Genomic DNA, 11,526 nt, shown 5'->3' with positions numbered 1-11,526 from the left:
AGCCTCCTAGAGCGGGGTGACGAAGCGGTTGTCGATCAGGTCGTCATTGCTGACGTTGTAGGGTTTGCCTTGCAGCTCACTGGCGGTCTCGTTGGCCAGTTTGATCAGCGGTGCGCTGTCACCCGGCTTGCCCGGCGCGCCCAGCAGTTTTTCGCTCATGGCCTGATCGTAGAAACGCACGCCCTGAGCGGCCGCTTCCAGTTCCTTCGGATCGGCCAGGTAACCGCCGACACCCTTGGCCATGATTTTGTAGGCTTCCTGCGGATGATCCTTGGTGTACTGCACGGCTTTGTACAAACCGGCCACCAATGCCTTGACGTCTTCCGGTTGTTTTTCGATGACGGTGCAGTTGAGCGCCACCACGTCGACGATCACGCCCGGTGTGCTGCTGCTGTCGATCAGCACCTTGCCCTGCTTCTTGTCGCGCACCATCGACAGGTGCGGTTCCCAGGTCACGGCGGCCGGTACGCGACCGGCGATGAACGCGGTGGCGGCGTCGTCGGCCGTCATGTTCTGCACGGTGATATCGCTCATGCTCATGCCGTGTTTTTTCAGCAGATAGGACAGCCAGAACTGCGAGGTCGAACCTTCGTTGACCGCAACGGCCTTGCCCTTGAGTTCCTGCAGGCTCTTGACGTCCTTGCCCACCAGCACGCCGTCGCCACCATGGCTGTCGTCCAGCGCGGCCACGGCCTTGAAGCAGAATTGCGGACGGTACTTGAGCACCTCGTCGATGGTCGACGCCGAGCCGGACAACTCGCCGGAAGCTTGTGCGGCCATGTACATCGCCGCTTCTTCGACCACCGGCAACTCGACGGTCAAACCGTTTTCCTTGAAGTAGCCAAGGTCCTGGGCCAGGTACAGGGTGCCGTAGCCGACCCAGGTGGTATGACCTATGGACAGGGTGCCGGCCTGGGCGCTGGTGGCGACCGTCGCGGCGATGGCGGTGATCGCCAGTGGATGGGCAACGCGGGTAAGCAAGGACTTGATCATGGAGCACTCCCAAAGCTGTTGATTTAGTTTTGTCATGGGCAGTACGGCCAGTGGCCCGGGTGCAGCTGCGGCCTGTGGTCTCTGATGGACCCTTCGGCGGGCAGCATTGGGTTGGCTGGCGAGATCGATGTTGGCCCAAGGGCGGGAATAGGAAAATGAGGAAATATGTGGATGCGAACGATGAAAAAACTCGTTAGCGCGCACCGTTAAAAGGCGTTGTAGACAGGAATGCACAGGGTGGGTGCAAGACTTGGGAAATGTGTTGAATGTGCAATAGCAATCGCGAGCAAGCTCGCTCCCACAGGGGATCCGTGTCAGACACAAATCGAATGTGGGAGCGAGCTTGCTCGCGATAAGGKCCGAAGGACCTTCAGGTGATGTCAGAGCCGACCGTATTCCTGCGCCGTACGATCCACCGCTTTCAGGGTCTTGCTGATCAGCTCATCAATCTCTTCACGACTGGCAATCAACGCCGGCGCCATGATCATCCGGCCCAGGGTCGAACGAATGATCACCCCCTCCTCGAAACCAATCGTACGGCAGCGCCAGGCGATGTCGTTCTCGTTGGCGAAACGCTTGCGAGTGGACTTGTCTTCGGCCAGTTGCAGCGCCGCGACCATGCCGGTGCCCTGGATGTCACCCACCAGCGAGTGCTTGCCGAACACTTCGCGCAGGCACTGTTGCAGGTACGGGCCGATGTCGTCCTTGACCCGCGTCACCACACCTTCATCGCGCAGGGCCTTGAGGTTGGCAATCGCCACCGCCGCCGCCACCGGGTGCCCGGAATAGGTCAGGCCGTGGGCAAACACGCCACCCTGCTCCACCAGCACCGAGGCCATTTTCTTCGACAGGATCAAACCGCCCATGGGGATGTAGCCCGAAGTCAGGCCCTTGGCGATGGACAGGGTGTCCGGCTCGAAACCGAAGTACTCGTGAGCAAACCATTCGCCGGTACGACCGAAGCCGCCGATCACTTCATCGGCGCACAGCAGCACATCGTACTTGCGGCAGATGCGCTGGATTTCCGGCCAGTAGCTTTCCGGCGGGAAGATCATGCCGCCGGCGCCCTGGAACGGTTCGGCAATGAAGCCTGCGACCTTGTCCGCGCCCAGTTCGAGAATTTTCGCTTCCAGTTGCTGTGCCGCGCGCAGACCGAATTCAGCTGGCGTCAGGTTGCCCTCGTGAGCGAAGAAGTACGGCTCGTCGATGTGCTCGATGTCCGGAATCATGCCGCCCATTTCGTGCATGAACTTCATGCCGCCCAGCGCCGTCGCAGCCAGGGTCGAACCGTGGTAACCGTTCCAGCGGCCGATCATGATTTTCTTCTCGGGCTTGCCGAGCACCTGCCAGTAACGACGCACCGTGCGGATCAGCACCTCGTTGGCTTCGGAGCCGGAGTTGGTGTAGATCGCGTGGCTGTAGTGCCCCGGCAGCAGGCTGAACAGCAGTTCGGAAAGCTCGATCACCTGCGGGTGGGTGGTGTGGAAAAACATGTTGTAGTACGGCAACTGTTCCAGCTGCTGGCTCGCCGCGTCCGCCAGGTCCTTGCGCCCGTAACCGAGGTTGGTGCACCACAACCCGGACATGCCGTCGAGGTAGCGCCGGCCATCGTTGTCCCACAGGTGCAGGCGTTCGCCACGGACCATCACCCGTGGCCCCTCTTCGTTGAGGGCTTTCTGATCGACGAACGCATGGATGTGGTGCGCAGCGTCGGCGGCCTGGTAGTCGCGGGTGTCACGTGATGTGGTCATCGCCAGTTCTCCGTTTTGTTATCAGCGCAATTGAAACCAGGTGGTCTTCAACTGGGTGTATTTATCGAATGAATGCAGGGACAGATCGCGGCCGAAACCCGACTGCTTGCCGCCGCCAAAAGGCACGGTCACGTCCAGCGCATCGACGCTGTTGACCGACACCGTGCCGGCCCGCAATTGTCGCGCCACACGGTGGGCGCGATTGAGGTCGTCGGTCCACAGCGAGGCCGCCAGACCGTAGACGCTGTCGTTGGCCAACTGCAAGGCGTGGGCCTCGTCGTCGAATGCCGTGATCGCCAACACCGGGCCGAATACCTCATCGCGAAACAGCGGCATGTCCGGCGTCACGCTGGTGAAAATCGTCGGCTGGATGAAGTTGTCCGAGCCATTGAAGATCGACTGCCGACCGCCACAAACCTTGGTCGCGCCTTGCTGCTCGGCCCGCTGGATGAACTTCATGATGCGCGCAGTCTGACGGCTGTCGACGATGGCCCCGGCGGCGCTCGACGGGTCCAGCGGATCGCCCGGCAACCAGCGCTCGGCCTGGGCCTTGAGGCGTTCGACGAACTCATCATGGATCGAGCGCTGCACCAGCAACCGCGAGTTGGCCGAGCAGACTTCACCCTGATTGAAGAAGATGCCGAAAGCGGCTTTCTCGGCCGCCAGATCCAGATCCTGACAATCGGCAAACACCAGGTTGGCGCTCTTGCCGCCGCACTCCAGCCACACCTGCTTGAGGTTCGACTGGGCCGAGTACTGCATGAAATATTTGCCGACTTCGGTGGAGCCGGTGAACACCAGGCAATCGACGTCCGGGTGCAGGCCCAGAGCCTTGCCTGTCTGCTCGCCGAGGCCCGGCAGTACGTTGAGTACGCCTGGCGGAATCCCCGCCTCCAGCGCCAGCTCAGCCAGACGAAGGGCGGAAAACGGCGACTGCTCGGCCGGTTTGAGGATCACCGAGTTACCGACGGCCAGGGCCGGGGCGAGTTTCCACGCGGCCATGTCCAGGGGGAAATTCCACGGCACCACGGCTGCCACCACGCCCAGGGCTTCGCGAGTAATGGTTGCCAGCACGTCCTGCGCACTCGGCGCGACCTGATCGTAGAGTTTGTCGAGGCTTTCGGCGTACCAGCGGAACACTCCAGCGGCACCCGGCACGTCGATGTTGTAGGCATCGGCGACGGGTTTGCCCATGTTCAGCGAATCAAGCAGCGCCAGCTCTTCACGGTTTTCGAGGATCAAGTCGGCCAGGCGCAACAGCACTTGCTTGCGTTCGGTCGGCGAGCGCGCAGCCCAGGTGCCAGCCTCGAAGACCTGCCGCGCATTGTGCACTGCCGCGTTCACGTCTTCTTCGCCGCAGGCGGCAACGTTGGCCAGGCATTGCCCGGTGGCAGGGTTGATCGCGGCGAAAGTCTGCCCCGACTGCGCCGCGCGGCGCTGACCGTCGATCACGGCCTGGTCGGGAAACCGCAGGGAAGCGGCCTTGCGTTGCCAATACTCAAGCTCGAACACGTTCAGATGCTCCGTTGGACATTCTTGTGTATTGGATAGTCGCTCAGGCCCAAGCGGTGGAAAACCAGTAAAAATGTGTTCGCAGGCCAAGAAAAAACTACGTAGCCAATCTCCCTTCTGGCGCGGCATGTGGTTATTGTTCAAACACAACAAATCGCTGCCCGAGCGGATAGGGGTGGCGCGCAAATTGCCAGGATGCCTGATCCGTTCTCCCCCGAGGTTTGCTGTGGCTGCCTACAATCTGCGTCAACTGAAATACTTCATCACCACCGTCGAGTGCGGCAGCGTCGCCGAGGCCTCGCGCAAGCTGTACATCGCCCAGCCTTCGATCTCCACGGCCATCAAAGGGCTGGAAGACAGCTTCGGCGTGCAACTGCTGATCCGCCATCACGCCCAGGGCGTGTCGTTGACCCCCAGCGGCGCCCGCTTTTACCGCAAGGCCCAGGAGCTGCTTCGCATGGCCAAGGAGTTCGAGCAAAACGCCCTGGCCGACAACGATGTAGTGTCCGGGCAGATTGATATCGGCTGTTTCGAAACCGTCGCGCCGCTGTACCTGCCGCAACTGATCGCCGGGTTTTCGGCGTTGTACCCGGGGGTAGAAATCCGCATCCGCGACGGCGAGCAGCAGGAGTTGGTACAGGGCCTGACCTCCGGTGCCTTCGATCTGGCGATCCTCTATGAACATGACCTCGACGGCACCATCGAAACCGAACCGCTGATGCCGGCGCAACGACCTTACGCGCTGCTGCCGGCGGATCACCGCTTTGCCCAGCAGGCGCAGGTGTCGCTACGGGATTTGTGCCTGGAGCCGATGATCCTTCTGGATGTGCAGCCGAGCCGGACCTACTTCGTCAGCCTGTTCGATGAGCTAGGCCTGACGCCACGCATCGCTTTCGGCTCGCCATCGATCGAGATGGTGCGGGGCATGGTTGGCCAGGGATTCGGGTTCTCGATCCTGGTGACCAAGCCGCATTCGGAGTGCACCTACGACGGACAGAAAGTGGTGTGCGTGGACATCGCCGAAGACGTCACCGGTTCCGGGCTGGTGGCGGCATGGCTCAAGCGTGGGCAACTGACCAAACCGGCGCAGTTGTTTGCAGACTATTGCCGCGAACAACTCACGGCGAAATCCGAAAGGTCAACCCAGGCCTCGTAGGAGCTGCGATTACTTGCGCGGCTTTATCCGTGCGGTGGCCTCGGCCACCAGCGGATCATCCGGCCAGTAATGCTTTGGATAACGCCCCTTCAAATCCTTCTTCACCTCGGCATAGGTGCTGCGCCAGAAGTTGGCCAGATCCTGAGTCACCTGCACCGGCCGCCGTGCCGGGGACAGCAGGTGCAGCTTGACCACCTGCCGGCCCCCGGCGATGCGCGGGGTCTCGGCCAGGCCGAACAACTCCTGCAAACGCACCGCCAGGATCGGCGGCTGTTCGCTGTAGTCCAGGCGAATCGATGAACCCGACGGCACGCTCAAATGATGCGGCGCCAGTTCGTCCAGTCGTTGCGGCAGCGGCCACGGCAGCAGGTTGTGGACGATGCTCGACAGGTCCAGATTGGCGAAGTGACTGAGCCGCGAAACCTTGCCCAGATACGGCATCAGCCAGTGCTCCAGACTCTTGAGCAACGCCGCGTCGCTGACATCCGGCCACTCGCTCTCGCCCTTGCCGGCGAGGTCCAGTTGCCGCAACAACGCAACCCGCGCCTGCCACTGACGCAGCTCCGGGGTCCACGGCAACAGCTCCAGGCCTTTGCGCCGCACCAGATTCACCAACGCCTGGCTGCGAGCGCTTTCGTCGAGCCCCGTCAGCGGTTCACGGCTGAGGATCAGTTCGCCAACCTTGCGCTGACGCTCGGCCCGCAGTACGCCTTCACGTTCATCCCAATCCAGTTGATCGACGCAGTGCACCTGCTCGGCCAGCACTGAATCGAAGAGCGCCGGATCGAAGTCCGTCGCCAGATAAATCCGCTCCTCACGCTGGCCCTGGCGACTGCCCAGATCGGCGATCACCAGCCACGCTTGCTTCATCAGGCTGTCGGCCTCGGCGAACAGTGCGGCACGGCCGTTGGCCAAGCGATATTCCGCACCACCGGCACGCCGTTGTTGGGCGACGCGGTCGGGATAGGCCAGCGCCAGCAACGCGCCGAGCCAGCGCGGATGATCCGGATCGCTGACCGGTTCCGAGGCCTTGCCGCGCAGGTAACCACGATACTGTCGCGCCAGTTGCCGTGCGCGCTGCACGCCCCCCTGAGCACCACGTGCGGCGCGCTCTTCGCCCGACAGCAGTACCAGTCGGCTGTGCAAGTCCGCCCCGCCGCCGCGCAAGATATCGCGCTCGCCGAGCAGCGCAGCGACGTCACAGGCCATGTCGGCCAGCCCCAGCGCCTGGCCGCGCAACAGCAAATGCGCGATGCGTGGATGCGCCGGCAGTTCGGCCATGGCCTGGCCGTGACGGGTCAGCGCTTCACCCTCCAGAGCCCCCAGACGTTCGAGCAGGTCCTGGGCCTGTGCATAAGCGGCGGCCGGCGGCACGTCGAGCCACACCAGTTGCCCGGGCGTCACGCCCCAACGTCCCAGTTGCAAGGCCAGCCCAGCGAGGTCCGCCGAGAGGATTTCCGCACTGCCATAGGCCGCCAGTTGCTCGTGTTGGTCCTGGGACCACAAGCGATAACACACGCCCGGCTCCAGTCGCCCGGCTCGGCCCGCGCGCTGGGTGGCGCTGGCCTTGGAAATGCGCTGGGTGTCGAGGCGGGTCATGCCACTGCCAGGGTCGAAACGCGGCACCCGCGCCAACCCGGCATCGATCACCACGCGCACACCATTGATGGTCAGGCTGGTTTCGGCGATGTTGGTGGCCAGCACCACTTTTCGCTTGCCCGCCGGTGCCGGATCGATTGCCGCCCGTTGCGCGGCCAGGTCCAGTTCACCGTGCAACGGACAGAGCAGAACCTGTGGGTTGTCGCCCAAAGCATCGGCCAATTGCTGATTCACGCGGCGGATCTCCGCTTGCCCCGGCAGGAACACCAGCACGCTGCCGGTCTCGTCGTTCAAGGCTTCAAGGATGGTCTGCACCAACCGCGGCTCGATGAATTCACCGGTCTGAAACGGTCGGCCCCAGCGCATCGCCACCGGGTACATGCGCCCTTCGCTGCGCAGGATCGGCGCGTCGTCGAGCAACCCGGCCAAGCGTTCGCCTTCGAGCGTGGCGGACATCAAGAGGATTTTCAGCGGCTGATCGTCCCGGAACAGCTCTCTGCCATTCAGGCTCAGGGCCAGCGCCAGATCAGCGTCGAGGCTGCGTTCGTGAAATTCATCGAAGATCAGCAGACCCACGCCTTCCAGCGCAGGGTCATCCTGCAAACGCCGGGTGAGGATGCCTTCGGTGACCACTTCGATACGGGTATTGGGGCCCACCTTGCTGTCGAGCCGAATGCGATAGCCCACGGTTTCGCCGACCCTCTCCCCCAGCTCACTGGCCAGCCGCTCCGCCGCTGCGCGTGCGGCCAACCGGCGGGGTTCGAGCATCAGGATGGTCTGCCCGGCCAGCCACGGCTCGTTGAGCAAGGCCAAAGGTACGCGGGTGGTTTTACCGGCGCCGGGCGGAGCTTCGAGCACGGCTTCGTGGCGTGTAGCGAGGGCTTCACGCAGGGCGGGTAAAACTTCATCGATCGGCAAAGAAATCATGCTGGCTCCAAAACAGAGGGCCGAGTATAACGGCGAACTGTCAGGCGTTCGTCAGGGTCTTAATTCATACCGACGACGTTTCGTTTTGAGATTACCCAGGAGATTTCATATGCGTGCTCCCTTTCGCCTGATTGGCGGTGTTCTGGTCGCAACCTTGCTGACTCAAGTGACAGCCTGCGGTTCGATCTTCTACCCCGATCGCCGTGGCCAGATCGAAGGCAAGATCGACCCGGCCATCGCCGCGCTCGACGCCGTTGGCCTGCTGTTCTACATCATCCCCGGCCTGATCGCGTTTGCCGTGGATTTCGCCACCGGCGCGATTTATTTCGAGCCGGGCAAGACCGCGCAGGTCGACCCGGAAAAGCTCAAGGACGCCATCGGTGCCGACGGTAAGGTCGATAACCGCAAGTTGCAGACTATTCTGGAAAGCGAGCTGGGTCGCAGCTTCCCCCTGGACGATCCACGCCTGATCCAGAGCAAAGGCAGCACCCAGCAACTGGCGATGTTCGGCCTGCAACCGGCAGCATAATCCCTGCGCGCAAAAGGACTCTCCAAGGAACGATGGCCGCTATGACCTCCAGCTCCGAACACGCCCGCCTGCTGCGGCTGGCAACCCGTGCCTCGGTGGCGGTGGCGTGCACCTTGATCGTCGCCAAAGCCATCGCCTGGTGGCTGAGCGGCTCGGTGAGCATGCTCGCCGGGCTCACCGACTCGGCACTCGACGGCGTCACGTCATTGCTCAACCTGCTGGCGGTGCATTACGCCCTGCGCCCCGCCGACAATGATCATCGCTACGGGCACGGCAAGGCCGAGTCATTGGCGGGCATGGCCCAGGCGCTGTTCATTGGCGGCAGTGCGGTACTGATTGCGTTGCAGGCCTACGAAAGGCTGAAACATCCCCAACCGGTCGGCGCGCCGTGGATCAGCATCGGTGTGATTGTGTTCTCGCTCGCCCTGACCCTGGCCTTGCTGATGTTGCAACATCGGGTGGTCAAGGCAACCGGCTCCAACGCCGTGCGTGCCGACTCGCTGCACTACCGTTCGGACTTGCTGCTCAACGGCAGCATTCTGCTGGCGCTGGTACTGGCCGGGTTTGGCTGGAATCAGGTCGACGCCTGGTTTGGCCTGGGCATCGCCGCCTATATCTTTTGGAGCGCGGTGCAGATCGCCCGGGAGAGTTTTGCGGTGTTAATGGATGAAGAACTGCCGCCGGATGTCAGCCAGCACATGCTGGAGCTGGCGTGTAGCGTGCCCGGTGTGTTGGGGGCGCATGACCTGCGCACGCGGATCTCCGGCAACCAGTGGTTTGTGCAGTTGCATCTGGAGTTGCCGGGGGAACTGACACTGTCAGTCGCCCACGGCATCAGCGATCAGGCTGCCGCGGCCATTCACAACGCCTACCCGCGCGCCGAAGTGCTGGTGCACGCCGACCCACGGGAAGTGGTGAAAGCCGCCCGGGCTCAGTAAGTCACCTGATAACCGCGACTGCTCAGGCAGTTGCCCTGCGCCTGTCGGTAGGCTTGCACCACCGACGGGTCTGGCTGGTAAGTAGCGGTTCGTGGATCGAAACCACTCTGCTGCACCGCGTATTGATAACACTCATAGCCATCCCGGCTGATCTGCTCCGGCGACTGACCGTTGGCTGGATACGCCTCCACGTCATAACCATTGCTGCCGGCCGGTGGTTGCGACTGCGGTTGGCCAACCGGCGGCTCGACCACAACGTAGTCCTGAGTGCTTTCCTGATAGGCGTAATACGAACCGGCCGCGAGGAACAGCAGTGCCCCGCCGATCCACACTTGCTGGGCGTAATCGGGCAGGTATCTGACGCGAATTCCGCGCGGTGGCTCCACCACTTCATAGCGCGGACCGAGCGGGCGATACCAGTAACCGCCGGAATAGAAGTAATCCATGCCACGGTAAGGCACGCGGAAGTTGCGTTCGGGGAAGCGGTCGATCACTTGGCCGGGGCGATACCTGGGGCCTGGCCCCCAGCTGTTACCGTATCCACTCGGGCGCCCCTGCATGTGATTGTTATAGGACGGTGCGACTGTGTAGCCATTCCAGCGCTGGTTGTAATCGTTACGACGTGGCTGGTCCTGGTAGTAACCGCGCTGCGGCTGCTGGGTCTGGCGCACGGTGTCGGGCCGGGGCTGGATTGGCATGTCAGTGGCCGGCATCTGCGGCGGAGGTGGCGGCGAGCGCACCCGGCTGTTGAAATCCGGCGCTGGACGGTTCTGCCACTGGCCATTGTCCTGATGCTGATTCTGGCCGTTGTGATCGTACTGGCGATTGTCGTTGTTCTGCGCCCGGGGCTGATTCTGCTGCTGGCCGTTTTGCGGATGCGGCTGGTTGCTGCCACCATGGCCCTGGTTATCGCCCTGATGCCCACCCTGGCCGTGTTCCCCGCCATCATGGCCACGGTTTTGCGGCTCATCGGCCATCGTTTGCGCGGTGACACTGACACACAGCAAACCAACGCCGGCCAAACGCCAGATGCGCGACTTCATGCTTTTCCTCATTGCGGGTTAGGGCCTGTACATAAGACTGGGAAAGCAGTGGCCGGTTCTGCGACAGGTTATCAGTCACGCAACTTATTTATTGAGGGTCGGGGGGCAAATTCCGCACAAGAAAAAGGGGAGACCCGTCGGCCTCCCCTTAGAGAACTTCGTCCTGGCTCGACGCTTGTGGCGCCGGCTCACCTCACGCCGTCTTCTGGACAGTGTGTAGCTCGGGGGCCGGCACATCCCCGGTGGGGGTGGCGACCGCGGCGGGCCTGATTCGGCGAGCCGCACTGGACTGTTTGTCCGAGCAGTGATTCTGGTGATAAGAATAGGCCGGGAGCGCCGGCAGAGGATTGCGAAGATTGCTGAATTAAACATCACTTGCGCAATTTTTAACCCAGGATACATAATCCTCCGCAATAGTTACGACAAAGGACCGTTTGATGAGCAAGCTCGACCGTTATGACCTGAGTATTCTGGCGGAATTGCAGCGCGACGCACGCATCTCCAACCAGGAGCTGGCCGAGCGCATCGGCCTGTCCCCTTCGCCGTGCTCGCGGCGGGTCAAGCAACTGGAAGACGACGGCTACATTTCCCGCCAGGTTGCCCTGCTCGACCGCAAGATGCTCGGCCTGAGCCTGACCGCTTACGTGCTGATCGGCATGGACCGTCACACGCCGGAGCGTTTCGAGAATTTCGAAGCGGCCATCCGCACCCTGCCCCAAGTGCTCGAATGCAGCCTGGTGACCGGGATGGATGCCGACTATCAACTCAAGGTCGTAGTGCCGGACATGGATCACTACCAGAAACTGCTGCTGGGGCATCTGACGCGGATTGAAGGCGTGACCAGCGTACGTTCGAGTTTTGTGTTGAATCAGGTTTTGAACAGCACCGAACTGCCGTTGACTCATCTGCGTAGCTGAAGACGCCATCGCGAGCAAGCTCGCTCCCACAGGGATCTCACATGCGCTGGAGATTCATTGTGGGAGCGAGCTTGCTCGCGATGGGGCCGGCACAGGGGACGAATGACTGCGACACACCGACGCAGGTCAATACAGCGCGAACCCGCGCAGGCGTATACTCC

At 62.3% G+C, this 11,526-nt stretch carries 9 protein-coding genes; 4 read left to right on the top strand and 5 right to left on the bottom strand.

Annotated elements, in window-relative coordinates:
- Positions 1 to 6: 6 nt before the first annotated feature.
- From AC1D1M_RS18750 to AC1D1M_RS18740, 3 genes are all read right to left on the bottom strand, one after another.
- Positions 7 to 993: an ABC transporter substrate-binding protein gene (locus tag AC1D1M_RS18750; protein WP_477776781.1), complete on the bottom strand. Its 987-nt coding sequence runs from the start codon at positions 991 to 993 to the stop codon at positions 7 to 9.
- A 380-nt stretch (positions 994 to 1,373) separates the two neighbouring features.
- Positions 1,374 to 2,744, bottom strand: a complete 1,371-nt coding sequence (locus AC1D1M_RS18745) for an aspartate aminotransferase family protein (protein ID WP_477776780.1) — start codon at positions 2,742 to 2,744, stop codon at positions 1,374 to 1,376.
- Between the two features lie 21 nt (positions 2,745 to 2,765).
- The gene (locus AC1D1M_RS18740; protein ID WP_477776779.1) at positions 2,766 to 4,256 is read right to left on the bottom strand and encodes an aldehyde dehydrogenase; all 1,491 of its coding nucleotides are present in this window, start codon (positions 4,254 to 4,256) and stop codon (positions 2,766 to 2,768) included.
- A gap of 226 nt (positions 4,257 to 4,482) precedes the next feature.
- Between AC1D1M_RS18740 and AC1D1M_RS18735 the strand changes: the two genes are divergently transcribed.
- Complete coding sequence (locus tag AC1D1M_RS18735) at positions 4,483 to 5,412, top strand: LysR family transcriptional regulator (RefSeq protein WP_477776778.1); 930 nt, start codon at positions 4,483 to 4,485, stop codon at positions 5,410 to 5,412.
- Between the two features lie 9 nt (positions 5,413 to 5,421).
- On the opposite strand, the gene hrpB is transcribed toward AC1D1M_RS18735, so the two are convergent.
- Positions 5,422 to 7,938 (bottom strand): ATP-dependent helicase HrpB, encoded by a 2,517-nt coding sequence (gene hrpB / locus AC1D1M_RS18730; RefSeq protein ID WP_477776777.1) that lies wholly within the window; start codon positions 7,936 to 7,938, stop codon positions 5,422 to 5,424.
- A 109-nt stretch (positions 7,939 to 8,047) separates the two neighbouring features.
- Between hrpB and AC1D1M_RS18725 the strand changes: the two genes are divergently transcribed.
- Positions 8,048 to 8,467: a polyribonucleotide nucleotidyltransferase gene (locus tag AC1D1M_RS18725; protein WP_116263892.1), complete on the top strand. Its 420-nt coding sequence runs from the start codon at positions 8,048 to 8,050 to the stop codon at positions 8,465 to 8,467.
- 41 nt (positions 8,468 to 8,508) lie between these two features.
- On the top strand, positions 8,509 to 9,405 hold the full coding sequence (locus tag AC1D1M_RS18720; protein ID WP_477776776.1) for a cation diffusion facilitator family transporter: 897 nt from the start codon (positions 8,509 to 8,511) through the stop codon (positions 9,403 to 9,405).
- On the opposite strand, the gene AC1D1M_RS18715 is transcribed toward AC1D1M_RS18720, so the two are convergent.
- Positions 9,399 to 10,448, bottom strand: coding sequence for a DUF6515 family protein (locus tag AC1D1M_RS18715; protein WP_477776775.1), 1,050 nt, complete (start codon positions 10,446 to 10,448; stop codon positions 9,399 to 9,401). The two genes, AC1D1M_RS18720 and AC1D1M_RS18715, sit on opposite strands and share 7 nt — an antisense overlap.
- Before the next feature lie 437 nt (positions 10,449 to 10,885).
- Here AC1D1M_RS18715 and AC1D1M_RS18710 point away from each other — a divergent pair, with 437 nt between their 5' ends.
- Complete coding sequence (locus AC1D1M_RS18710) at positions 10,886 to 11,365, top strand: Lrp/AsnC family transcriptional regulator (RefSeq protein ID WP_007937367.1); 480 nt, start codon at positions 10,886 to 10,888, stop codon at positions 11,363 to 11,365.
- Positions 11,366 to 11,526 lie beyond the last annotated feature (161 nt).

The organism is Pseudomonas sp. P1_F7, assembly GCF_056405655.1.
Note: the sequence above shows the minus strand (reverse complement) of the source record. Positions and strands in the feature narration are given on the sequence as shown.

Bases quoted from the DNA above. Each gene is read 5' to 3' on its own strand.
- AC1D1M_RS18715 (WP_477776775.1), bottom strand. From the start codon at position 10,448: ATGAAGTCGCGCATCTGGCGTTTGGCCGGCGTTGGTTTGCTGTGTGTC.
- AC1D1M_RS18745 (WP_477776780.1), bottom strand. From the start codon at position 2,744: ATGACCACATCACGTGACACCCGCGACTACCAGGCCGCCGACGCTGCG.
- hrpB (WP_477776777.1), bottom strand. From the start codon at position 7,938: ATGATTTCTTTGCCGATCGATGAAGTTTTACCCGCCCTGCGTGAAGCC.
- AC1D1M_RS18710 (WP_007937367.1), top strand. From the start codon at position 10,886: ATGAGCAAGCTCGACCGTTATGACCTGAGTATTCTGGCGGAATTGCAG.
- AC1D1M_RS18725 (WP_116263892.1), top strand. From the start codon at position 8,048: ATGCGTGCTCCCTTTCGCCTGATTGGCGGTGTTCTGGTCGCAACCTTG.
- AC1D1M_RS18720 (WP_477776776.1), top strand. From the start codon at position 8,509: ATGACCTCCAGCTCCGAACACGCCCGCCTGCTGCGGCTGGCAACCCGT.
- AC1D1M_RS18750 (WP_477776781.1), bottom strand. From the start codon at position 993: ATGATCAAGTCCTTGCTTACCCGCGTTGCCCATCCACTGGCGATCACC.